Below are 24,317 nucleotides of genomic sequence, written 5' to 3'. Positions count from 1 at the left end.
GGCGGCCCTACGGCCCGGCAGAAATAGAATGTGGAGGACATTACATGATTATGAAGGCAACCCGCCTGACCATTGCCGCCGCCCTGTTGGGCGCATCGGCCCTGGCCGCATCGGCCCAGGGGTTCACCCCCGAAAACCCCGAATGCATCGCCCCCGCGAACCCCGGCGGCGGCTGGGATTTCACCTGCCGTCAGGTTGGCAAGATGCTTCAGGACGAAGGCCTGCTGGACAAGACCATGCAGGTTGTGAACCTTGCAGGCGGCGGCGGCGGCGTGGCCTATGCCGAAGTGGTGAACAAGCGCAACGACGACAACGACCTGATCGTCGCGGCGTCGTCGGCAACGGCCACCCGTCTGGCACAGGGCGCCTTTCCGGGCAACACCATGGATCAGGTGCGCTGGCTGGCATCCGTGGGGGCCGATTACGGCGTTATCGCCGTGGCGGCTGACAGCGACATCGCCGATCTGCCCGCGCTGCTGGATCAGATCAAGAACGACCCGAAAAGTGTTTCCATCGCGGGCGGTTCTGCCGTTGGCGGCTGGGATCACCTGAAGGTGCTGATCGCGGCCAATGCCTATGGCATCAAGGACGTGCGTTCGGTGAAATACATCGCCTTTGACGGTGGCGGCGAGGCGGTAACCCAACTGTTGGCCGGTTCCGTGCAGGCGTTCACCGGTGACGCATCCGAGGCCAAGGGTTTTGTGGACAGCGGCGATATCCGCGTGCTGGCCGTTCTGGCACCCGAGCGTCTGGAGGGCGATTTCGCCAAGTTCCCCACCGCCATGGAACAGGGCGTGGATGCCATCGGTGCCAACTGGCGCGGCTTTTACGCCCCCGGCGGCATGAGCGACGAAGCCTATGAGGCATGGGTCAGCAAGATCGCCGATCTTTACGCCAGCGACGAATGGAAAAAGGTCATGGCCAACAACGGTCTGGCCCCGCTGAACCTGCAAGGCGCCGAGTTCGAGGCCTTTGTTGCCAAGAACGTGGCCGACATTCAGGCCATCTCGAAAGACATCGGCATCATCAAGTAAGCCCTTGATTACCGCCAATGACAGGGGCGTCGCATGACATTGCGGCGCCCCCATCGTTCCAGCGCCCCCCATCAAAGGAATTTCCAATGTCTGATCGCATCTTTGGTGTCGTCGGGCTTCTTCTTGCGATCGGCTTTGCCATGGCTGCATTGACGATCGAAGAAAGCTTTCTGTCAGACGCCGTAGGGCCAAAGGCCTTTCCGCTTATCATCGCCGGTATTCTGGGCATCAGTTCCATCGTGATCGCGCTGAAACCCGACGCCGCCCCGACATGGCCCAGTCTTGGCCGGTTGGCCGAAATTCTGGCCGCGGTCGTGGTCATGGTTCTTTATGCCGAATTGTTGCCGGTTGTCGGATTCGTCATCGCCACCTTTTTTGCCGCCGGCTATCTGACATGGCGGTTGGGGTCGGGGCTGTTGGCGTCGGTCGTGACGGGTGTTGGCACGTCGCTGGGCATCTATGTCGTTTTTCACCTCGTGCTGGGCCTGTCGGCTCGCGCGCGGACCCCTCGGATTTTAAGGACGCTTCCCCATGGATACCCTTTCATCCCTTGCTGACGGCTTTGCCATTGCGTTGACGTGGCAAAATATTCTTTTGGCCCTTCTGGGCTGTTTTCTGGGCACGATCATGGGCGCCTTGCCCGGTCTTGGCCCCTCGAACGGTGTTGCGATCCTGATTCCGCTGGCGTTCACGCTGGGGCTTGGGCCGACGGCCTCGCTGATCCTTCTGACCTCGGTGTATTACGGGGCGATGTATGGTGGGCGGATTTCGTCGATCCTGCTGAATATTCCCGGTGATGAACCGGCGATGATGACCTGCCTTGACGGCTATCCCATGGCGCAACAGGGCCGCGCAGGCGAGGCGCTGGCCCTGTCCGGCATCGCCTCTTTCGTCGGGGCGTTCTTTGCCACCTGGGGGCTGATCTTTCTGGCGCCGCAGCTGGTCAAGATTGCGCTGCTGTTCGGCCCGGCGGAATATTTCGCGCTGTTTGCGCTGGCCTTCATGACGCTGGGCGGCGTGTCGTCGACCAATCAGGCCAAATCCGCGTTTGCGGCGGCGCTTGGGCTTGGGCTGGCCATGATCGGTGTCGATACCCAGACCGGCGTGCCGCGCTTTACCTTTGGCGAGGTTCATCTTTACGACGGTCTTGATTTCCTTGTGGCGATTGTCGGGTTGTTCGCCCTGTCCGAGGTGTTCATCTTTCTTGAAAACCGCCATGGCGAGGCCGATGGTACAGCGGCCAAGATCAAGGTGGGCCGCCTGACGCCGCCCATGTCGATGATCAAGGAAACAACGCCGACGATGATCCGATCCACCCTTCTCGGGTTTATCGCGGGGGTGCTGCCCGGGGCAGGGGCCTCGCTTGGGTCGTTCATTTCCTATTCGTTTGAAAAGCGTCTGGTGGACAAGGACAGCAAAACCTTTGGCAAGGGCGATCCGCGCGGTCTGGCCGCGCCCGAGGCGGGCAACAACGCCGCCGCAGGGGGGCGCTGGTGCCGATGCTGGCGCTGGGGGTGCCCGGGTCGGGCACGACGGCGGTTCTTCTGGCGGTGCTTTTGTCCCTGAACATCACGCCCGGGCCGCTGCTGTTTTCGCAAAACCCCGATGTGGTCTGGGGGTTGATCGCGGCGCTGTTCATCGCGAACTTCATGTTGCTGGCGATGAATATTCCCATGGTCGGTCTGTTCACCCGGGTGCTGATGGTGCCGCCGCGCATCCTGATGCCGGTTGTTGCCATGGTGTCGTTTGTTGGCATCTATGGCATTTCGGGGTCGTCGTTTGATCTGCTGGTGATGGTGGGCTTTGGCATATTGGGCTGGGTGCTGCGCAAGCTGGACGTGCCTTTGGTGCCGATCATCCTTGGCACGCTTCTGGGCAATTCGATGGAAAACAACCTGCGTCGCGCGATCACCATCGACAACGGCAACTGGTTCACCCTGATCGACAGCCCGCTGGCCATTGGCCTGTGGACGGTCGCCATCGTCGGGTTCATCCTGCCGCTGATTGTCGGGCGCAAGGTCAAGGCCCGGATGCACGAACGGCGCGACGACGAAGGCGCGATTTCGGATTGAACCACAGGCGCGGGCGGTTGGCTGATCCCGGTTTCAGCCCCGCCCGCGCCCTGCGAAACGTCAGCCGGCGCTGGTTTGCGCCGGTGGCAATGGTCCAGCGGCCGCGGTTTCATCGCGCAACCGTTTTGATGCCATGCCCGGTTCGGCGCCCCAGACCGCGATCCAGCGATAGAAAACGGGCGTCAGAAACAGGGTGAACACGGTGGCAAAGCCAAGCCCGCCGACAATCACCCAGCCCACGGCGATGCGCGCCTCGGCCCCGGCGCCCGAGGTGATGATCAGGGGCAGCCCGCCGAACACGGTTGACACCATCGTCATCATGACAGGCCGGATGCGCAGGCGCAGGGCGTCGCGGATGGCGCTGTCGATGTCCTGGCCCGCTTCGCGCAACTGATTGGCGAACTCGACAATCAGGATGCCGTTCTTGGCCATCACCCCGATCAGCATGACCAACCCGATCTGGCTGTAATAATTCAGCGACCCGCCGGTCAGCGAGATCGCGAACAGGGCGGCGGCCAACCCAAAGGGCACGGTCAGCATGATGACAACCGCGCTGGCGATGCTTTCGAACTGGGCGGCAAGCACCAGAAAGACAATAACGAAGGCCGCGCCAAACACCATATACATGCCCGTCTGACTGTCGCTCAGCGACGCCGCCTCGCCGGTAAAGATGATGCCCATGCCCTTGGGCAGGGTGTTGGCGGCGATATCGCCAAGCCGGGTCATCGCGGTTCCCAGATCCACGCCTTCGCCCAGATTGGTCTGGGCCGACACCGCCAGGGAACCGCCCTGCCGGCTGATCGACGCCTGACTGACGACAGGCACCAATGTGGCCGCCGAAGACAGCGGCACATAAGACCCGCCGGGCAGACGCAGATAGACCGATTCCAGATCTGAAGGGTCGTCGATGGGCGGCCCGCCGGGCACCACGTTCACGTCGGTTTCGGTATCGTTTTCGAACACGGTAATGGCGACACGCCCCTGCACCATCGCGCTGAGGGTCTTGCTGATTTCGGCCTCGGTCAAACCAAAGACACCGGCCATTTCCGGGTCAACCCGCACCTCGTATTGCGCCTGCACGCTGTCGCCCGACAGTTGCGGGTTCACAAAGGTGCTGTCGCCCGCCATTGCCGCGACCAGATCGGCGGTGGCATCGGTTATTGCATCGACATCCGACCCGGTGACGGCAAACGTCAGACCGCGCCCGGCCCCCCGGATGTTCAGGCTGTTGCCGGAACGGGCGTTGACCTGCACCCCGGGCACGCGGGCCAGTTGGCCGCTGAGGCTGGCGATGATGTCGGATTGCGACCGGGCGCGTGCGGCCCAGTCGGACAGGCGCACGACGATAAAGGCGCTGGTGCCGCCGCCAATGCCGATGATGCTCTGCACGGCGGCGATTTCGCCGCTTTCGCGGTAGGGGGTCAGGATCGCCTCGATCTGGGTGACCTGGGTTTCAAGGTATTCAACCGTCGTATCCGCCGGGCCGCGCGCCTGAATCAGGAAAAACCCCCGGTCTTCGTCGGGGGTGATGCTGGATGACAGGGTTCCCGCCGCCCCCACCGCGATGATGACAAACCCCCCGGCAATCGCCAGCACGATCAGCGGCGCGCGGATGGCGCGATCCATCACCGCGTCAAACGTGCGGGCAATCAGGCCGGGCTTTTGCGCCACACCCTCGGCCCCGGGGCCTGGTTTGCCGGGGTCCAGAAACGCGGCCATAACCGGCGTCAGGGTCAGTGCGGTGATCGACGACAGGGTGACGGAAAAGGCCAGCACAAAGCCGAATTCGCTGAACACACCGCCGGCCTGTCCGGGCAGGAACGAGATGGGAATGAACACCGCCGCAAGGGTGGCGGTGGTTGAGATGACGGCAAAGAACACTTCGTTCGTGCCTGCGGCGGCGGCGGCAAAGGCGCCCATGCCGTCTTTTCGTTTGCGCACGATGTTTTCGATCACGACAATGGCGTCATCCACCACCATGCCCGTGGCCAGAACCAGCGCCAGCAGGCTGATCGTGTTGACGGAAAAACCGGTCAGCCAGATCGCCGCGATCGTTCCGACCAGCGCCACGGGGATCGTGACGGCAGGAATGATCGTTGCCCGGGGCGAGCGCAGAAAGGCAAAGATCACCGCGACGACGATCAGCGTGGCCAGACCGATGGATTTGATCACCTCGTCAATCGAGCCCTCGATGAACACCCCGTCATCAGACGCAATGACAAGTTGGACGCCCTCGGGCAGGGTTGGGCGCAATTCCTCAACCGCAAGGCGGACCGCCTTGGATATTTCCAGCGTGTTGCCCACCGATTGCCGGGTGATGTCAAGCCCGACAGAGGGCTGGCCATTCAGGCGGGATGTGACGTTGCTTTCTTCCGGCACAAGCTGGACAAACGCCACGTCGCCAACCCGGGTGTTGGGGTTGATCAACACGTTGCTGACGCGTTCGACGGTCACATTCGGGTTGCCGACGCGCAATGCAATGGTCTGAACCGAAGTTTCCAGCGATCCCAGCGGCGTGTCGTCGCGCAGAGAGGTCAGGGCGTTTGATACATCGAACACGGTCAACCCACGGCTGAGCAGGGACGGGATGTTCAGGGTGACGCGGAATTCGTTGGCGCGGTTGCCCCGCACGTTCACCTCGGCGATGCCGTCGATCAGCGACAGGCGATCATAGATGTCGCCTTCGGCCAGATCGGTCAGTTCGTCAAAGGTGGCACTGCCCAAAAGGGCCAGCCGGATGATCGCGTCGGCGTTGCTGTCGCTTTTTGATACGGTCGGATCACCGTCGATGTCATCGGGAAGCTGGCGCAGGGTGCCGGATACGATCTCGCGCGCCTCATTGGCGGCCACATCAACATCTGTGCCCTCTGACAGGTCGATGGTAATGCGGCTGCTGCCGGTGCTGGACGTCGATTCGATATAGGCCAGGCCCTCCAGCGCGCTCAGGGCATCTTCGAGGGGCTGCGTCACCTCTTGATCGACGGTCGATGGCACCGCCCCGTCATAACTGGTGCGCACCGACAGAACCGGGCGATCAACGTCGGGCATTTCGCGCACATCCACGGCGGTCAGGGCCGCCAGACCCGCAATCAGGACCAAAAGGTTGATGACAATGCCGAAAATCGGGCGGGCGACGAACAGATTGGCCAGACCGGATTTACCGGCGCGCGATGCATTTGTGCTCATGCGGGTTCCTCCTCGGGGGCGCGTGCCGGTTTGTCGTGTGACACGTTCTCCGAGGTGGGGTGTTGGGGCCGTTCGCCTGATCCGCGTTCGGGGCTGCCGCCCGGTCGCCGCCGGCCCGGTGCATCGGGGGTTGTGATCTGTGATCCGGGCCGAAGTTTCTGGGCGCCTTCGGTCACAACAAGCGTGCCTTCGGCAACGTCGCCCTTGATCCAGGCCGTGTTGTTGCGTCGGTAAAGAATTGTGACCGGAACCTGTTCGGCGCTTCCGTCGTGGTCGATCCAGATGGCCGACCCGGTGCGCGACCAGGTGATCGCCGTTGACGGCACCGCAGGCAGCGGATCGCCTTCATGTTCAAGGCGCACCGCAAAGGTCATGCCGGGCCACAAAAGCGCGTCGGAATTCTCGATGCGGGCCTTGACGGTAACGCTGCGCGTTACGCTGTCGATGCGGCTGTCAAAGGACACGATTTCACCGTCAAAGACACGGCCCGTAAAGGTGGGGGTGCTGGCCAGCACGCCGCGCACCTCGGACAGCAGGCCGATCGCGCGTTCGGGCAATTCGAAGTCTACCAGCAGGGCGTCGGAATCGTCTATGGTCACGATCATGCTGCCCGATGTAATGGTGTCACCGATCGAAATGTCGCTCAGGCCCAACCGCCCGGCAATGGGCGCGCGGATGGTGCGGTCGTCAAGCGCGACCTGCGCAAGGCCAAGGGCGGCCTCGGCCAATTGCTGGGCAACGCGGGCATCGGCCATGGTCACGTCGGTCACCGTCGAATTTCCGGTGGTATGCAGCCGTTCATAGCGCGACACCGTATCGCTGGCCTGTGCCAGCTTGGCCTCGGCGATCTGAAGGTTGAGGTTCTGGGTGCGCGCATCAAACCGCAGCAACACGTCGCCCGCCTCGACATGGCGGTTGGCCGACAGGTTTACCTCGATCGCTTCGCCCGCGGCCCGGGACACCACGTTGACGCTGCGCAGGGCGGTTGCCGTGCCAACCGCATTCAGGGTGCTGACATAGGGCTGCATTTCCAGCGGTGTCGTTACCACGGTGGTCATCCGTGATCCGCCGCGTCTGCCCCCCGGCGCCCCGGCGCGGGCCGAGGCCGGTTGTGCCGTGCCGGTTTCGGCCCCGCTTTCGGGGGCCGGGTCGATGAAAGACGCGACCTGTGCGGGAACGCCGAATGTGAAAACATAGGCGCCAGCAAGGATCGCGGCAGAGAGAATGACCGTCAGAATGGTACGCATAGATGGGTTCGCCTTTTATCGACCGGCTCTTGAACGTTGGTGGTTGTTGTTTCCGTCGGAAAAAAGTGGGCCGAAATCAAAATAAAGCAGACAGAGGTTGGAAGGGCTGCCACATTCTCAACCTCCTGCGCGGCGCCTTTTGGCTTTGTGATGGTCTCTGCCTGACAGGGCACGACACCATTCAGATGGTTTTGCGGTTCAGATACGGCGGAACCGGGCCAGATTCCATGGCCCCTTTGGTTTTTGTTCCGCTGGCAAGAATGCCCCATCAAGGGATTGTTTGTCGAGCGCCCTGTGACAGCGATCGGCACTTTTGACAATGATCCGCGCATTCCGCAACATTCCGCCGGGTGGCGGGGGCACGCTGTTTCGCCCGCATCCCGGCAGGATGCGCCGATCAGTGGCGCAGCTTGCCCGGGCCCACAGGTATCGTGTGATGCGGGGGGCCAGGGTTCGGGTTATGCTGCGGTTGCCTCTTTGCCGACGCCGCCATCGTTGAGGTGGCAGGCGACGGTGCGCCCGGCGCCCGCCCCCGTCAGGCGCGGCACCTCGACCTTGCAGCGCGGCCCGGCCAGCGGACAGCGCGGATGAAAGGCACAGCCCGACGGCGGATCAATGGGCGAGGGAATTTCGCCCTTGATCGCCTCAAACACCTGTTTGCCCGCACCGACAGTGGGCACCGAGGCAAACAGCGCGCTGGTATAGGGGTGTTTGGGGTCTTTATACAGAACATCGGCCGGGGCCAGTTCGACCAGCCGCCCCAGATACATGATCGCCACCCGGTCACAGACATGGCGCACAACCGACAGATCATGGCTGATGAACAGCGCGGTCAGCCCCATGGTGCGGCGCAATTCCATGAACAGGTTCAACACCTGCGCCTGAATCGACACGTCAAGAGAGGCGACCGCTTCGTCCAGCACCAGCAATTCGGGTGACATGGCCAAGGCGCGGGCAATGGCGATGCGCTGACGCTGCCCGCCGGAAAACTGATGGGGCAGGCGGTCGGCATAGGCGCCCTCAAGCCCTACCTTTTCAAGCAGCTCGCGCACGCTGTGCTGCACATCACGGGCGGGGATGATCTTGTGATACCGCGGGCCTTCGGCGATGGTTTCGCCAACCTTCATGCGCGGATTGAGGCTGGCGAAAGGGTCTTGGTGGATCATCTGCACCTGGGTGGTCAGCTTGTCCACATTCGCGCCATGGGATCGTGCAACGGGTTTGCCATCCAGCGTGACATTGCCGTCGCTGGGGGCGTGAATGCCCGCCACCACCCGGCCAAGGGTGGATTTTCCGCAGCCGGATTCCCCGACAATGCCCAAGACTTCGCCGCGCGCCACCTCAAGCGTTACATCGCAGACGGCCTGGACAACCACGGGTTTTCCCCCGCCGGTGATGCGCCCGACAAGGCGTTCGGCCAGGCCTGGCATCCGGGTAAAGCGTTTGGACACACCGTTGATTTTCAAAAGGGGCTCGGTCATGGCTGCTCCAACGGGTGATGGCACATAACAATCTGCCCGTTCCTGTTGTCCTCGGGGGGGCGGTTGCGCAGATTTCGGTTGCCGCCGGGCATCTTGGGCGAAAGGGGCACCCCGATGGCAATCGTGAAAGCTGCGGTGTCGATCCGCGTACCTGGGGCAGGGCGGTGCCGGGTTCATGCAGGGCGGGAATGGAATCCAGCAGCCCCCGGGTGTAATGATGGCGCGGGCGGTTGATGACCTGTTCGGCGGTGCCACGTTCGACGATCCGGCCAGCATACATGACACAGATATCATCGGCGAGGCTGGACACCACGGCCAGATCATGGGTGATCCAGATGATCGCCGCCTTTGTCTGATCCGCCAAACGGCGCACTTCGGCCAGAATCTGACCCTGAATCGATACGTCCAGCGCGGTTGTCGGTTCATCGGCAATAATCACGGCCGGGCTGTGCAGCAGGGCGATGGCAATGGCGACCCTCTGGCGCATCCCGCCCGAAAGCTGGTGGGGATAGGCCTTCAGCCGCTCGGCGGGTGACGGAATGCCGACGATCTCAAGCGCGCGGCGGGCCTCTTCGAGCGCCTTCGGCTTGCTCATCGGCCGATGCACCCGCACGGCCATCGCCATCTGATCGCCAATGCGCAGCACCGGATTCAGGGTCATCATCGGGTCTTGAAACACCATCGAGACCTTGTTGCCACGCATGCGGCGCATGTCGTCGGGGGCGAGGGCGCGCAGATCGGTGCCCGCCACCTCGACCGTGCCTGCCGTTACCTTGCCCGGCTCGTCAATCAGGCCCAGAATGGAAAACCCTGTCACGCTTTTGCCTGATCCGCTTTCCCCGACAAGGCCCAGAATGCGCCCCGGTTCGACGGAAAAGTTGACGTTGTTCACGGCGGTGACGGTGCCGGCGCGGGTTTCGAACTGTGTGGTCAGCCCCTTAACATCAAGTGCGGCTGTCATCGGCTGTTCCTCGGGTCCAGAACGGTGCGCACCTGATCACCCACAAGGTTGATCGCGACGACCGTAATCATCAGAAAAATGCCGGGATAGATCGACAGCCAGTAACGCCCGGCATGGATATATTTGAATCCGTTCGAAATCAGCGACCCCAGCGACGGTTCGGTCAGCGGCAGGCCGACCCCCAGAAACGAAAGCGTTGCCTCAAGGGAAATCGCGCTGGCAACCTGCACGGTGGCCACAACGATCAGCGGCGGCATGACGTTGGGCAACAGATGTCTGAACATCACCCGGCGGGTGGGCAGGGGGTGGAGCGGGCGGCCTCGATATAATCCTTGCGCCGTTCCACCGATGCGGCCCCATGGGTGGTGCGGGCAAAATAGGCGTATTGCGCCACAACCAGCGCCAGAATGATCTGCATCACCCCCTGGCCCAGCATGGCCACCAGCACCAGCGCCAGCAGGATCGCGGGCATCGACAGTTGCAAATCAACGATCCGCATAAGCAGCGCTTCGATCCGCCCGCCGAAATAGGCCGCCGTCAGCCCGACAGTGATGCCGATGGCCAGCGCCAGAACCCCGGCAGACAGGCCAATGACGAAACTGGTGCGCAGCCCGTACAGGATGGCCGATACCATGTCCCGCCCGGCGTTATCGGTGCCCAACAGATGGGTGTAACCGCCTGTTCCCACCGTGCCGGGGGTCAGAAAGGCATCGGCCCAATCCAGTTTCGACAGATCATAGGGATCCTGGGGCACGAACCATGGCGCCCCAAAGGCCCCGATCACCAGCGCGACAATCACGATCAGCGCGAATATCGCGCCCCAGGACTGGGTGTAATCCGACCAGAAATTGCGCAGCCGGGTGATGCGGGTTTCCGCCGGGGGGTGGATGACATTGCCACCGGATCGACGTTTGCGGGGGGTCGGTGCCATCAGGAACCACCTTTCAGACGCACACGGGGATCAAGCCGGGCATAGATCAGATCGACGGTGAGGTTGATGAACACAAACAGGATCACCACCATCACCAGATAGGAAACCATCACCGGCCGGTCGAGTTGCAGGATGCTGTCGATGATCAGCTTGCCAACCCCGGGCCAGTTGAAAACCGTTTCGGTCACAACGGCAAAGGCAAGGGTCGAGCCAAGCTCAAGCCCGAAAACCGTGACCACGGGAATGGAGATATTGCGCATGATGTGGCTGAACACGATCTGACGGTCCGGCAACCCCTGCGCGCGGGCAAAGCGGACATATTCGGCGCCCATCGCCTCGACCATGCCAGCGCGGGTCAGACGGATCAGCAGGCCCATCTTGAACAGTGACAGGTTCAGCGCGGGCATGATGACATGGGCCCAGCCGTCAGATGTGGCAAGGGATGTCTTGAACCACAGAAATTGCGCCACCTCGCCGCGTCCGCCCGACGGGAGCCAGCCCAGCTCAACCGCGAAAGCCATGATCAGCAACATGCCGATCCAGAAGGTGGGAACCGAAAACCCCAGAACCGACAGCGCCATGATCAGCTTGGCCCCGATGCTTTTGGGGCGATACCCGGCATAAAGCCCGGCGGGAATGCCGATAACGGTGGCGATAAGCACCGAAACCGACACCAGTTCCAAAGTGGCCGGAAGGCGCGAAAACACCAGCCCCGTCACCGAGGTGTTATAGACCATCGAGCGCCCCAGATCCCCCTGCGCCACATTGGCGACAAAGGTGAAATATTGCTGCCACAGGGGTTGGTCCAACCCATACTGACGGATCAGTTTTTCGCGGATTTCCTGGGTTGCGCCGGGGTCGATCATGACGTCGATCGGGTTGCCGATGGCATAGACGCCGACAAAGACAATGACAGACATGACAAAGACGACAACCGCCGCCTGCATCAATCTGCCGATAAGGTATCCGAACATCCCGGCCTCGCTTTGGGCGGCCACATCTGCGTGCGGCCTGGCTGTTTGAAAATGATAAATGGCGCGCGCCAAGGACTGGCGCGCGCCGGTCAGCGCCGCTTATTGGTGCGGCGTGATTTCATAGGCGCGGGTTTCCTGATCGACACGCGGGGTCATATCAAGCGTACCGGCCTTGGCCACCCAGACCGTTTGCAAGATCACGGTGGGGATCAACGCACGGTCTTCCATGGCGATTTCCGAGGCTTCTTCGTACAGCTTCTTGCGGGCTTCGGGTTCAAGCGTCTGTGCGCCCTCGCCGAACACCTTGTCGAATTCGGGGTTGGAATAGCCGGAACGGTTGAAGTTTCCGAACCCTTTTTCGGGGTCTTTGGTGTGGACAAGGGCGCCATAGGTATAGGCGGCCTCACCCGTCAGGGTGCCCCATGCGGACATGGTCATGGTGTATTCCTCGCGCGCGGCGGCGGGGAAATAGACAGTGCCGTTCAGGGCCGACGCGTTGACCTTCAGGCCCAGACGCGACCACATTTGCGCCAGCGCCTCGCAGACCACGGCATCGCCGGGAACGCGGTTGTTGGTGCAGGTAAAGTCGATCTCGAAGCCATCGGGATAGCCGGCCTCGGCCAACAGGGCCTTGGCCTGTTCGATGTCATACTTCGGTGCCGGAATCTTGTCGGAATACCCAAAGAATCCTTCTGGCATCAGCTGGTTTGCCGGTGTTCCCAGACCTTCCAGAACCACCCGGACCAGAACATCACGGTTGATCGCCAGATCCAGCGCCTTGCGCACCCGAAGATCCTGAAGGGGGTTACCGTCAACCTCGACACCGTTCACCTTGATCGGCTGCGGTTCTTCGTCCTTTACCGAGGGGGCGATGTTCATGATGTAAACCGAATCCGAGATGAAGGTATCGACGCTGGAGTCGTTCTTCATGGACAGATAATCGGTGGCGGGAACATAGTTGATCAGATCGACCTGACCGGATTTCAACGCGGCCACACGTGCGGCATCATCGGGAATTTCGCGGCGTGTGACATTTTCCCAGGCCGGTGCGTCGCCCCAGTAATCATCATTGCGCTTGAGTACCATGTCGCCTTTTGGTTCCCAGCTCACAAAGGTATATGGGCCGGTGCCGATGGTTTTCTCGCCCGAGTTGAATTCTTCGTTGCCCGCTTCCATGCCGGTTTCGGAGGGCACGATGAACAGGCGGGTAAAATCGTTGGGCAGGGATGGCGCCATGCCCTTGGTGTGAATCCGCACGGTATGGTCGTCCATCACTTCGACGGTATCGACGTATTTGGTGTAAAGGGTCATCGACATCGGGCCGGTGACTTCGGGGATGCGTTCGATCGAAAATTTCACATCTTCGGCGTCAAAGGTGGTGCCGTCGTGAAATTTCACACCTTCCCGCAGCTTGAAATCCCAGGTGGTGTCATCGATCGCTTCCCAGCTGAGCGCAAGGCCCGGCTTGAGTTGCAGGTTTTCGTCCACATCCACGACGGTATCGAAAACATGGCGCAGCGCCTCGGCCTGGCCACCCAGCGTGGACCAGTGTGGGTCCATGGAATCTGGCCCGGCGCGCACGCCGATGATCAGATCCTGTGCCGCGACGGTCGATGTCGCTGACAGCAGGGCCAAAACCGCGAGACCCGACCTTATTGTTGTTTTTAGCATCTTTCCCTCCAGTTGCTATGGTCTACTGTAACGCTATCCGGCAAAGTGTAAACTGGTCAAGTATTTATGGTATATCTATCAATTATACTTGCCGGACTGCTTGTATTTCTTGCGTAATCAGACCTGTATTGGTTATGAAATAATCTTGTATCTGAAATCGTTATGCTGCAATGGTACACTATGGAGCGTGTGGGAAAAGATCATATCGACGCCGGTTTGGCCCGGCTTGTTGCCGCGATCGACCCGGAATCGTCGGTCGCGGTGTCGGTTCAGTTGCGTGGTGCGTTGGAATACGGGATCGGCACTGGCGACATTGCGGCGAACACCCGGCTGCCCTCCATCCGGCGGCTGGCGGCCCACCTGAATCTGTCTCCGGTGACGGTCAGCAACGTCTATGCCGCCCTGCAAGAGCGCGGCCATATCGAAGGGCGCCTTGGGTCCGGCACGTTCGTGGCCGACCGGATGCCCCTGCCGGCATCGCAGGCACAGCGCCTTGCCGCGTTCGAGGTGCAGATTGCAGAGGTGCTTGAGGCGGGACGGCGGTTGGGTCTGTCCCGTCAGGATGTTGCATTCCGCCTGTCCATGGCCATGCCCGCCGCTTTGACGCCGGTGCGGGTTCTGGTTCTCGGGAATTTCCCCGATGCCACCCAGGCCTATGCCAACGATCTGCGCCCCCATCTCAAAGAGGTCGACAGCGTGATCGCGGCCAGCGTTGCCGAAATTGATCAGGGCGCCCGCCCTGATGTTGATCTGGTGTTTTGCCCCTATACCCTGACCTCTGAGGCCAGCCGGTTGTTTCCGGGGCTGCCCGTGATCGGAATGACCCTGATTCCGAACGAGGCAACGCGCATTGCACTGGCCAGCATCCCCCCCGAAGCACGGGTCTGGGCGGTGTCATATTATGATGATTTCCTGTCCGCCCTCAAAAGCGGGATTGGTCGCTATGCAGCGCACGTCAGTCAGGTCACCGCCGTGCCCCGCGATTATGAGGGTCTGACGGATGTTCTGCCGCGTGTTGACGTGCTGATCTTTTCGACCGGCGCCGAATATCTGCGCAAGGCGCTGCGGTCGGATCAGACGGCGATCGAATACCGTCACACCCCCGACAGCCGGGCGATCCGCTCAGAACTGTTGCCGGCCATTGAAACCGCACGTGCCCACCGCCGTGCAGAGGAACCCCGGGATGAAAGTAAGTGAAAGCAACTGGTCCGGGGTCGAAGGCCGACGTGATTACCGGACAAACCTTACAGCCTGATGGAGGACACGCATGAATGATCCACACACATGGGACGAAGCAACATGGCGCGGCAAGGTAAACGCCGTGCGCGCGGGGCGGTCTCTTTTGCCGGCCAAGTGGCCGGGGGCGCGCGCTGTGCGGTTGCGCTGTCCTTTGACAGCGATCATGAAACCAACGAATTGCGCGATGGTGCCAAATCCGTCGCGCGGCTGAGCTGGGGGAATACGGGGCGCGCCGTGGCATTTCCCGCATCCTGAAAACCCTGGACAAATTTGACGCCAAGGCCAGCTTTTTCGTGCCGGGCGTCGCGGCCCTGTTGCACCCGGACGAACAGCGCGGCATTGCCGAAAACGGCCACGAAATCGGCATTCACGGCTGGATTCACGAGCTGAACACCGGGCTGGACGCGGCCACGGAACGGGATCTGATGATGCGCGCCGCCGATACGCTGGAAACGATCAGCGGCACCCGCCCCGTGGGAATGCGCACGCCGTCGTGGGATTACAGCCCCAACACCCTGTCCATCGCCCGGGAAATGGGCCTGCTTTATGACAGTTCGCTGTTTGCCGATGATGACCCCTATGAAATCCTGCAAGATGGCGAAGCGACGGGCATTGTCGAACTGCCGGTGGAATGGATCAGGGACGATGCGGTTTATTTCATGATGAACCGGTTCGGCGCGCAGCGGCCCTATACGGCGCCCACGGATGTTCTTGACATCTTTCTGCGTGAATTTGAGGGTGCGCGCGACGAAGGTGGTCTGTTTCTGTTGACCATGCACCCCCATGTCACCGGATATCGCAGCCGGATTTTCATTCTTGAACAACTGCTTGAGCGGATCAGGGAAACCGGCGACTGCTGGGTTGCCACCCATGCGGAAATCGCAAGATACTGCGCCGATCAGGCCGGAGGATTGGGCGCCTCGTAAGATCGCCGCAGGGTCAGATATGGGGGATGATGTAATCCGGCGTGATTGCCGCGCGCCGGATTGCATCACCGATATCCAGCCCCGCCAATGATCCGTGGGCGGTGACAAGGGCGGTGGCGAAACCGGCCTGCCGCCCCCCAGAATATCGGTGTGCAGGGTATCACCCACCATCAGCACCCGGTCCGGTTCGGGCGGGTGTTCGAAACGCGCCAATGCCAGATCAAAGATCGCCGGAAAGGGTTTGCCCAGAAACACCGGCTGAACCCCCGTTGCATCGGCCAGCCCGTGCGCGAACCACCCCGGTTCCTGCGATAACCCCCTTCGCGCGGGGCGACCAGATCGGGGTTGCCGACCAGAACCGGCCTTGGGTGGCGGGCCAGGCTCTTTTCCAGCAACGCCTGACGGGCTTCGTTCCAATCGTCGGCGCCGATCAGCAGGAACCCTTCGGCGCGGTCATAATCCTCTGGATCATCGCCCAGAGTGATGGTGTTCAGATCCGCGATTTCGCCCGGGTCAATGGCGGGGTTCAACATGACCCCCCAACGCCGTTTTGGCAGGCCCTCAAGATGGCGCAACAGCGCCTCGCGGCTTGTCACCACCTCTGACGGGGTGAAATCAAACCCGAGCCTGGCATAGCGGCGCATCATCTGCTGTTTCGGATACCCGGCGGAATTCGACACGACGGCGACATCCTTGCCGGCCTTACGCAGGGTGCGGATGGATTCGGCGGCGCCGGGAATGGCGGTTTCACCGACGTTCAGAACGCCGTAAGCATCGAACAGGATCAGATCGTAAGGCCCAGTGATATCGGCGAAATCGGCGCTGATGCCGCGCCCGTCACAGGCCGCGGCAGGCAGGCGGTGACGCAGGCGCAGATAGGCCTCGAAGGCTTTCGCCGGATCGACCTTTGCGAAATCCATCACAGGATGCGGCGCCGCAGAAACGCCGAGATGATTTCGCCCAGAATCACCAGCGCGATAATGGCCAGCAGGATCGTTGCAACCTCGGGCCAGTTGAAGGTGTCGATGGCGCCTTGCAGGATGATGCCGATCCCCCCGGCGCCCACCAGACCCAGAACGGTGGATTCGCGCAGGTTAATATCCCAGCGCAAAATCGCGACGGCCCAGAATGTGGGCAAAACCTGTGGCACGATGGCATAGACGATCACCTTGAAACGCGACGCGCCGGTGGCCTCCAATGCCTCGACCGGGCGCTTGTCGATTTCCTCGATCGCTTCGCCCAGCAGTTTGCCGATGAACCCGATCGAGCGGAACATGATCGCGACGATCCCGGCCACCGCGCCGGGGCCAAAGATGGCGACGAACAGCAGCGCCCAGATGATCGTGTTCACCGACCGCGATGTCACAAGGATCAGCCGCCCAAGCCACAGGGTGGCGCGGTTCGGCGTGGTGTTCTGTGCCGCGATATAGGCCACCGGCAGCGACAGGATCACGGCAAAGGCCGTGGCAAAGGTCGCGATGTTCACCGTGTCCCACAACACCTTGAGGATGGTTGCAAGGTTGGTCGCGTCGGGCGGGTACATCCGCCCGAACAGATCGCCGATTTGTTCCGGCGCGCCCCAGACCCAGGCCCAGACCACCTCGATTGACGACAGGGACCAGGCGATCGCGAGGGCGCAAAGGGCCAGCAGGCCCCACCGCGCCAGTTTCTGTTTCGGGGTAAACCGGGCCCAGTCATCGCGCCCGAACTGTTCCGAAATCGAGGTCATTGAATACGCTTTCGGATAATGCCGCTGATCGCCTCGGACACGAGGATCACGGCGACGATGACAATGGTAATGGCGAGGGCGAAATCATAATCATACCGCCCAAAGGCATTGGCAAGGGTGGCGCCGATCCCGCCCGCGCCAACAATGCCCACCACGGCAGAGGCGCGCAGATTTGAATCGAGCTGGTAGATCGTCAGGCCAATCTGGCGCGGCATGATCTGTGGAAAGATCGCATAGATCAGGGTGGAAAAGAACGGCGCCCCCGCCGCGCGCATGGCTTCGACCTGGCCAAAATCAATTTCCTCGATCCGTTCGGCCAGCATTTTGGCAACAAACCCGATGGAATAGATGATAAGCGTCAGCACCCCGGCGAATGGCCCGAACCCGACCGCCTTGACGAACAGGATAGCGACGATCACCGGGTGAAAGCTGCGCGCGACGATGATGATGGCGCGGCCAAGGTAAAAGATCGGCCGCGGCGCGATATTGCGCGCGGCCATGAACGCGATGGGAATCGACAGGATAACCCCGCCCGCCGTGGCCAGCACCGCAATTTTCAGGCTTTCAAGAAACCCGTCGATCAACAGCCCGCTGCGCGCAAAGCTGGGCGGGAAGGCCCCGCCAAAGATGCGCCCGGCGCGTTCCAGCCCGGCGGCAACCCGGTTCCAGTCGATGGGCATGGTCAGCCCGACCCATGCGAAATAGGCGATTGCCCCAAGATAAACGGCCCATCGCAGCACCGGGTTGGCGATAAAGGGCGGTTTGGACCATGTGTCGCGCGGGGTGCTCATGATGCTTCGGCCATGTCCTGGCTGCGGTCGGCATGGGGGCTGCCCGCATAGATTTCATCCATCGCGGCCTGATCGAGCTTTGCCGGGGCGTCGTCAAAAATGATCCGGCCATAGCGCATTCCGACAATGCGGTCGGTATATTCCTTGGCCTCGTTCACGTTGTGAATGTTGATAAGCACCGGAAGCTTCAACTCTCCGGCCAGATCGCGCAACAGGCCCATGATCTGCTCCGAGGTTTTCGGATCGAGCGAGGCAGTCGGTTCATCGGCCAGCAGGATTTCAGGGTCTTGCATCAGTGCCCGCACAACCCCGACGCGCTGACGTTCCCCACCCGAAAGCTGATCGGCCCGGGTGTTGGCATATTGGGCAATGCCGACACGTTCCATCAATTCATAGGCGCGGCGGATGTCGGCCTTGGGATAGCGGCGCATGACCGCCGCCCATGTCGAAATATACCCCAAGCGCCCCGATTGCACATTTTCCATGACTGTCAGGCGGTCAACCAGATTGAACCCCTGAAACACCATGCCGATCTTGCGCCGTGCAGCACGTAAATTCTTGCCGCGCAGGGTGGTCAGTTCGGTTCCGTTCAGTTCAACCGACCCCGAGGTCGGTTCCACCAACCGGTTGATACAGCGCAAAAGCGTGCTTTTGCCCGCGCCCGACGATCCGATGATCGACACGACGCTTTCACCTTCGATGGCAAGGTTGAGATTTTTCAGAACCGGATCGCCCGCACCATAGCGTTTGACGAGATCAGTGATCTTCAGCATGGAAACACTTTCATTGCGGGGCCGGCGATTGCCGTCGGCCCCGTCTGTATGACATCACTCGGCGGCAAGACCCTGTGGCGTGTATTCAACACCATTGGCCTTTTGGATCTGGCGGATGACGGCCCACTGATCCTTATAGGTGATGGGGATGAATTTGCTGACCCCGGTGAATTCCTCACCCAAGGCGGTGCCGGCAAAATCGAAGGTCATGAACGCTTCTTTGATCTTGGCCTTCAGTTCGGGCGTCAGATCATGGGCATAGCCATAGGATGTGGTTGGAAACGAATCGCTTTCCCATACGATGCGCACATCTTCGGGATCGTAAAGGCCGCGTTCCGCCATGCGGTCGACCACCTCGGATGCAACGGGGGCGGCGTCGTAATCGCCCGCGACAACGCCCAGCATGGATTGGTCGTGGCTGCCGGAATAGGTCACTTCGTAATCCACGTCAGGGACAACGCCCAGATCGGGGAACAGGGCGCGCGGCGCCAGATTGCCCGAATTCGACGTGGGCGATGTGTGCGCCACGCGCTTGCCCGCCAGATCGGCCATGGTTTTGATGTCGCTGTCGGCCTGGGTGTAAACCTGCAACTTGTACCCGAACTGCCCGTCATCGGCGCCCATGATGGCAAAAGGCACATCACCGGCAAGGTTCACGGCAAAAGGTGTGGGGCCGGTGGAAAAGCCCGCAATATGCAGACGCCCCGAGCGCATGGCCTCAACCTCGGCCGAGTTCGACTGAACGGCGAAGAACTGAACATCCTTGCCTGTCACCTTTTCCAGATGGGCGATGAACGGGTTCCAGATGTCTTCATAGATCGCCGGGTCTTCGACCGGGGTATAGGCAAAGACCAGCGTGTCGGGGTCTTGCAGCTTGGCCGGGTCGGTCGGGGCGTCTGCCACCAGATCACCGTCGGCATCGCAATACATCACGTCAAGCGCGCCGCGATTTGCGCATTCCTCTTGCGCCATGGCCGTGGTGGCGCTGAGGGCCAGTGCCGTCAGTACGCCCGCGCCGAAAATCTTATCCTTGAACATATTTTCTCCTCCCTTGCATGATCCGCTGTTGGGTCGCGGAACTCTTCCAACAGACACCACCACTAAAATCTGTGTTTTGCAACATTTCCGTTACATAAATCTGTGAAATTAAATATCCTGCCCCCATTGGAGGGACGAGATGCACGACGACAGCTCACTTCGCAGGCTGCGCAAGAAAGAGCGGCACGCGCAAATCCTGCTTGAGACGCGGCTTGCCGCCCATGTGCGGGTGTCTGATCTGGCGGTGCGCTTTGGCGTGACGACGGAAACGATCCGCCGCGACATCGAGGCGCTGAACCGCGAGGGATTGTTGGAAAAATCCCACGGCGGGGCGTCGCCCCCGGTGCCGGGCGCCCATCGGGTGCTGGATGAACGGCGCCGCGAACGGCGGGGCGAACGCGGGCAATTGGCGCGCCGTGCCGTGTCTTTGGTCAAGCCGGGGCAGACGCTTATGGTTGATGCGGGGGCCACCACCATGGAATTTGCGCGCGCCCTGTCGCTGGATGGCACGCGGGTGAAAGTGATCACCAACAGCTTGCAGGTTGCGATGATCCTGGGAACATCCCCGGCGGCCCGGGTGATTATGGCGCCGGGGGTCTATCTGAACGAAGAGGCGGCCGTGACCGGCATCGAAACCTGCGAATTTCTGCGCCGGTTTCATGTCGATGCCTGCTTTCTGGGCGCCTCGGCCCTGAGCGAGGACGGTGTCACAGAAGTGGTCGAAGGGTTTGCGCCGGTCAAACGTACGATGCTGGATCAAAGTGTGGCGCGTCACTTTCTGATTGATGCCAGCAAGTTCGGCAAAACCAACCTGTCCAAGGTTGCCTGCATCGGCGAAATCGGAACGCTTGTGACCGATGCCATCCCCGAGGGGCGGCTGGCGCGGGCGCTTGCACGCGAAGGGGTGGGAATCCTGTGCCATTGAAGGCTGCGGGTCACGGGGCGAATTTTTCACCCCCGCGCAGCCGGGATATCCGACGTTTCCGCAGGCCCGGCATCCTTGTCGGCGCTTTGATCCCGCCGCTGTTTTGGACAAAAACCGCAATCCTGTGCAAAGCGGTTCCCACGCTGTTTATTTAATCGTTTGTGCAGGAACATTTGTTGACAAGGGGGGTGCAATGTGCAGCCTCATACAAGCTGTGCAAAGCAGTCAGCCCGACGAGACGGGCATCAGGGAGGATAGAATGAAGACATTGAAAGTCGCCCTTCTGGGCGGGGTGATGCTGTTGCCGACCGGCGCAATGGCGGCGGAATTGAATCTGATTTGTTCGGCGGATGTGGTGATCTGTGAAAAGCTGGTCAGCGCGTTCGAGGAAAGCCACACCGACATCGACGTGAACATGGTGCGCCTGTCGTCGGGCGAAGCCTATGCCAAGATCCGCGCCGAAGGGCGCAACCCCCAGACCGATCTGTGGTGGGGCGGCACGGGCGATCCGCATCTTCAGGCCGCCCAGGACGGGCTGACCGCGGAATATAAATCCCCCATGCTGAAAGAACTGCGCGATTGGGCGCAGGGCCAGGCAAAGACATCGGGGTATCGCACCGTTGGCGTGTATTCCGGGGCGCTTGGCTGGGGATACAACACCGAAATCTTCAAGGAAAAGGGCATCGAGCCGCCCCTGTGCTGGGCCGATCTTCTGAACCCTGACCTGAAAGGTGAAATCCAGATCGCCGATCCCAATTCATCGGGCACGGCCTATACCGCGCTGGCCACGCTGGTACAGTTGATGGGCGAAGACGAGGCGTTTGATTTCCTCAAGAAAATGCACGCCAACGTGTCGCAATACACGAAATCCGGCTCGGCCCCTGTCAAGGCAGCGGCGCGGGGCGAAACCGGGCTTGGCATCGTTTTCCAACATGATGCCGTTTCCCAGGCCGTGGCCGGTTTCCCGGTTGCCGTCGTGGCGCCCTGCGAAGGCACGGGGTATGAAATCGGGTCGATGTCGATGATCGAAGGGGCGCAAAACCCTGACGAGGCCAAAACCTTTTACGATTGGGTGCTGACCCCCGAAGTGCAGGGCCTGATGCCCGAGGCCGGATCGTTCCAGATTCCCTCGAACGCGTCGGCCGTGGCGCCCAAGGAAGCGCCCGATCTTTCGACGATCAAGCTGATCGACTATGATTTCGGCGAATACGGCAGTGCCGAGCGGCGCAAGGAACTTCTGTCGCGCTGGGATGACGAGATCGGCAGCCTTCCGTTGCAGTGATCCTGACCGGGGCGCGCGGACTGTCTGCGCGCCCCTCCTTTTGCGCGAACCACCGGATACCCCATGACATCCAGAGACAACCGCAGGCTTGACCTGATCCTGGCGGCCGGGCTGATCGCGCTGTTGGTGCTGCCCTGGTATCGCTATAACCATGGTTTCTTCGGCCTTGAGTGGCTTGGGGATTTGTTTTCGTCGTCAAAGGTGCGGCCCGGGGTGTTGCAGGCCCTTGACGGGCGCTGGCAGCTTTGGCCGGTGCTGGTGCTGTTGGCGCTGGCAACGGGGGTGCGCCTGACCCGGCCCGCGGGTGACCGGCGGGGCAGAATGTTGGTGTGGATCGGCACCATCGGCATCGCCTGGATGCTGGTTGAGGGGCTTTCAGTCGGGATGCGCGGCTGGAACTGGGGCCTTTTGGAACATACCTTTGGCAAGGTCGCGGGGCAGCCCGCCTTTGGCGCAGGCGCCATCATCCTCGGGGTCATGTTTGCGCTGTTTGTCGCCTTTGGTGCCGCTGAACGGGGCGCGTTGAAAGGCGATGCTTTCGTTCTTGGGTCAATCACGCTGTTGGTGGTTCTTGTTGCGGTCTTTGTGTTTTACCCGCTGGTGTCGATGTTCACCGGCGCGTTTCAGACCTATGACGGGTCGTTCACCACCGAGGGCGTGCGCAACAACATTCTTGACCCTAAGATCTGGTCGCTCAGTTGTCTTGTCGGGGGCAATTGCGGCGTTGCGTGGCGGACGTTTTTTCTGGCGGTCTGCACGGCGACGGGCACAACCTTTCTGGGCCTTGTCTTTGCCCTGGTGGCCACGCGCACCGGGTTTCGGTTCAAGAAATCGCTGCGGCTGCTGACGGTTTTGCCGATCATCACGCCGCCTTTTGTTGTCGGGCTGGCACTGACCATGCTTTTGGGCCGTTCGGGCAGCCTGACCCATGTGATCGAGGCCGCAACCGGGTGGGAACTGGGCCGCTGGCTGTATGGGCTGACGGGCATCTGGATTGCCCAGATGCTCAGCTTTACGCCGATTTCCTTCCTTGTTCTGATCGGTGTGGTCGAAGGCATTTCCCCCAGCATGGAAGAGGCCAGCCAGACCTTGCGTTCTGATCGCTGGCGGACGTTTCGCAAGGTGTCGCTGCCGCTGATGGCGCCGGGGCTGGCCAATGCGTTTTTGATCGGCTTCATCGAATCCATGGCCGATTTCGGCAACCCTCTGGTTCTGGGCGGATCGGGTGGTGTGCTGTCGACCGAGATTTTCTTTGCCGTGGTCGGCGCCCAGACAGACCCGGCCCGCGCCGCCGTGCTGGCCAGCGTGTTGTTGGTGTTCACCCTGTCGGCGTTTCTGGCACAGCGCCTTTGGTTGTCGGGCAAAAACTTTGCCACCGTGACGGGCAAGGGCGACGGCGGGCGCCACATCAGCCTGCCCCGTCGCGTAGCATGGCCGGTGACGACTGTGGCCATCGCATGGGCCGCGTTTACCATCACCGTTTACGGGATGATCGTCTTTGGCGGCTTCGTGAAAGTCTGGGGTCTGGATCATTCGCTGACCTTCGAACACTATACGCGCGCGTTCGGCGTCAGCTGGGAAGACGGCATTCGCTGGACCGGCGTGGCCTGGAACAGTTTCTGGACCACCATGGAAATTGCCCTGATCGCGGCACCGCTGACCGCTGCTGTGGGCCTGTTGACGGCCTGGCTGATCGTCAGACAACAATTCCCCGGGCGGCCCGTCTTTGAATTTGCCCTGATGATGAGCTTTGCCATCCCCGGCACCGTGATCGGGATCAGTTACATCATGGCGTTCAACTTGCCGCCCCTGCAAATGACCGGCACCGCCGTGATTTTGATTGCCTGTTTCGTGTTTCGCAACATGCCCGTGGGCGTGCGCGGCGGTGTGGCCGCGATGGCGCAGCTTGACGGGTCGCTGGACGAGGCATCCCTGACGCTGGGGGCCGGATCGGGGCGGACCATGCGCAAGGTGATCCTGCCCCTGATGCGCCCCGCGATCCTTGCCGCGCTGGTTTACAGCTTTGTGCGGGCCATCACGTCCATTTCGGCGGTGAT

At 61.4% G+C, this 24,317-nt stretch carries 14 protein-coding genes and 7 pseudogenes; 8 read left to right on the top strand and 13 right to left on the bottom strand.

The window, feature by feature from the left end; all coding sequences use genetic code 11:
- Positions 1 to 44: 44 nt before the first annotated feature.
- The 3 genes and pseudogenes from AC0L7P_RS18545 (at position 45) to AC0L7P_RS18535 (ending at position 3,106) form a co-directional block, all read left to right on the top strand.
- Positions 45 to 1,034, top strand: coding sequence for a Bug family tripartite tricarboxylate transporter substrate binding protein (locus AC0L7P_RS18545; RefSeq protein WP_473435641.1), 990 nt, complete (start codon positions 45 to 47; stop codon positions 1,032 to 1,034).
- Positions 1,035 to 1,120: 86 nt separating this feature from the next.
- Positions 1,121 to 1,553, top strand: a pseudogene (locus AC0L7P_RS18540) (tripartite tricarboxylate transporter TctB family protein).
- 12 nt (positions 1,554 to 1,565) lie between these two features.
- Positions 1,566 to 3,106, top strand: a pseudogene (locus AC0L7P_RS18535) (tripartite tricarboxylate transporter permease).
- Positions 3,107 to 3,166: 60 nt separating this feature from the next.
- Here AC0L7P_RS18535 and AC0L7P_RS18530 read toward each other — a convergent pair.
- From AC0L7P_RS18530 to AC0L7P_RS18500, 7 genes and pseudogenes are all read right to left on the bottom strand, one after another.
- The gene (locus AC0L7P_RS18530; protein WP_473435640.1) at positions 3,167 to 6,292 is read right to left on the bottom strand and encodes an efflux RND transporter permease subunit; all 3,126 of its coding nucleotides are present in this window, start codon (positions 6,290 to 6,292) and stop codon (positions 3,167 to 3,169) included.
- Positions 6,289 to 7,539, bottom strand: coding sequence for an efflux RND transporter periplasmic adaptor subunit (locus tag AC0L7P_RS18525; protein WP_473435639.1), 1,251 nt, complete (start codon positions 7,537 to 7,539; stop codon positions 6,289 to 6,291). Before AC0L7P_RS18525 ends, AC0L7P_RS18530 begins: the two co-directional genes overlap by 4 nt.
- A gap of 458 nt (positions 7,540 to 7,997) precedes the next feature.
- Positions 7,998 to 9,020: an ABC transporter ATP-binding protein gene (locus AC0L7P_RS18520; protein ID WP_473435638.1), complete on the bottom strand. Its 1,023-nt coding sequence runs from the start codon at positions 9,018 to 9,020 to the stop codon at positions 7,998 to 8,000.
- Positions 9,017 to 9,981: pseudogene (locus tag AC0L7P_RS18515) on the bottom strand (ABC transporter ATP-binding protein). The gene AC0L7P_RS18520 and the pseudogene AC0L7P_RS18515 overlap by 4 nt, the downstream one beginning before the upstream one ends.
- Positions 9,978 to 10,912 (bottom strand): annotated as a pseudogene (locus AC0L7P_RS18510) (ABC transporter permease). The pseudogenes AC0L7P_RS18515 and AC0L7P_RS18510 overlap by 4 nt, the downstream one beginning before the upstream one ends.
- The gene (locus tag AC0L7P_RS18505; protein WP_473435782.1) at positions 10,912 to 11,886 is read right to left on the bottom strand and encodes an ABC transporter permease; all 975 of its coding nucleotides are present in this window, start codon (positions 11,884 to 11,886) and stop codon (positions 10,912 to 10,914) included. The pseudogene AC0L7P_RS18510 and the gene AC0L7P_RS18505 overlap by 1 nt, the downstream one beginning before the upstream one ends.
- A 99-nt stretch (positions 11,887 to 11,985) precedes the next feature.
- On the bottom strand, positions 11,986 to 13,557 hold the full coding sequence (locus tag AC0L7P_RS18500; protein WP_473435637.1) for an ABC transporter substrate-binding protein: 1,572 nt from the start codon (positions 13,555 to 13,557) through the stop codon (positions 11,986 to 11,988).
- Between the two features lie 189 nt (positions 13,558 to 13,746).
- Between AC0L7P_RS18500 and AC0L7P_RS18495 the strand changes: the two genes are divergently transcribed.
- Together AC0L7P_RS18495 and AC0L7P_RS18490 are read left to right on the top strand one after the other, a co-directional pair.
- Positions 13,747 to 14,754: a GntR family transcriptional regulator gene (locus tag AC0L7P_RS18495; RefSeq protein ID WP_473435636.1), complete on the top strand. Its 1,008-nt coding sequence runs from the start codon at positions 13,747 to 13,749 to the stop codon at positions 14,752 to 14,754.
- A gap of 70 nt (positions 14,755 to 14,824) precedes the next feature.
- Positions 14,825 to 15,722 (top strand): annotated as a pseudogene (locus tag AC0L7P_RS18490) (polysaccharide deacetylase family protein).
- Positions 15,723 to 15,905: 183 nt separating this feature from the next.
- Here AC0L7P_RS18490 and AC0L7P_RS18485 read toward each other — a convergent pair.
- From AC0L7P_RS18485 to phnD, 6 genes and pseudogenes are all read right to left on the bottom strand, one after another.
- A pseudogene (locus AC0L7P_RS18485) lies at positions 15,906 to 15,977 on the bottom strand (hypothetical protein); the annotation flags it as partial.
- A 329-nt stretch (positions 15,978 to 16,306) separates the two neighbouring features.
- Positions 16,307 to 16,642: pseudogene (locus tag AC0L7P_RS18480) on the bottom strand (TIGR01459 family HAD-type hydrolase); the annotation flags it as partial.
- Positions 16,642 to 17,451: a phosphonate ABC transporter, permease protein PhnE gene (gene phnE / locus AC0L7P_RS18475; RefSeq protein WP_473435635.1), complete on the bottom strand. Its 810-nt coding sequence runs from the start codon at positions 17,449 to 17,451 to the stop codon at positions 16,642 to 16,644. The pseudogene AC0L7P_RS18480 and the gene phnE (AC0L7P_RS18475), both read right to left, overlap by 1 nt.
- The gene (gene phnE, locus AC0L7P_RS18470) at positions 17,448 to 18,242 is read right to left on the bottom strand and encodes a phosphonate ABC transporter, permease protein PhnE (protein ID WP_473435634.1); all 795 of its coding nucleotides are present in this window, start codon (positions 18,240 to 18,242) and stop codon (positions 17,448 to 17,450) included. The genes phnE (AC0L7P_RS18475) and phnE (AC0L7P_RS18470) overlap by 4 nt, the downstream gene beginning before the upstream one ends.
- Positions 18,239 to 19,015 (bottom strand): phosphonate ABC transporter ATP-binding protein, encoded by a 777-nt coding sequence (phnC, locus tag AC0L7P_RS18465; protein ID WP_473435633.1) that lies wholly within the window; start codon positions 19,013 to 19,015, stop codon positions 18,239 to 18,241. Before phnC ends, phnE (AC0L7P_RS18470) begins: the two co-directional genes overlap by 4 nt.
- Positions 19,016 to 19,069: 54 nt before the next feature.
- Positions 19,070 to 20,053: a phosphate/phosphite/phosphonate ABC transporter substrate-binding protein gene (gene phnD, locus AC0L7P_RS18460; RefSeq protein WP_473435632.1), complete on the bottom strand. Its 984-nt coding sequence runs from the start codon at positions 20,051 to 20,053 to the stop codon at positions 19,070 to 19,072.
- Positions 20,054 to 20,192: 139 nt separating this feature from the next.
- Between phnD and AC0L7P_RS18455 the strand changes: the two genes are divergently transcribed.
- The 3 genes from AC0L7P_RS18455 to AC0L7P_RS18445 form a co-directional block, all read left to right on the top strand.
- Positions 20,193 to 20,978, top strand: coding sequence for a DeoR/GlpR family DNA-binding transcription regulator (locus AC0L7P_RS18455; RefSeq protein WP_473435631.1), 786 nt, complete (start codon positions 20,193 to 20,195; stop codon positions 20,976 to 20,978).
- Positions 20,979 to 21,237: 259 nt separating this feature from the next.
- Positions 21,238 to 22,260 carry an ABC transporter substrate-binding protein gene (locus tag AC0L7P_RS18450; protein WP_473435630.1) on the top strand — a complete coding sequence of 341 codons (1,023 nt, stop codon included), beginning with the start codon at positions 21,238 to 21,240 and terminating at the stop codon, positions 22,258 to 22,260.
- A 63-nt stretch (positions 22,261 to 22,323) separates the two neighbouring features.
- Positions 22,324 to 24,317, top strand: a 1,994-nt coding sequence (locus AC0L7P_RS18445) for an ABC transporter permease (protein ID WP_473435629.1), incomplete at its 3' end; no start/stop codon positions are given.

Source organism: Oceaniglobus sp. K40-3 (assembly GCF_055808395.1).
The sequence above is the reverse complement of the archived record's forward strand: the minus strand, read 5'-3'. Positions and strand labels throughout refer to the sequence as shown.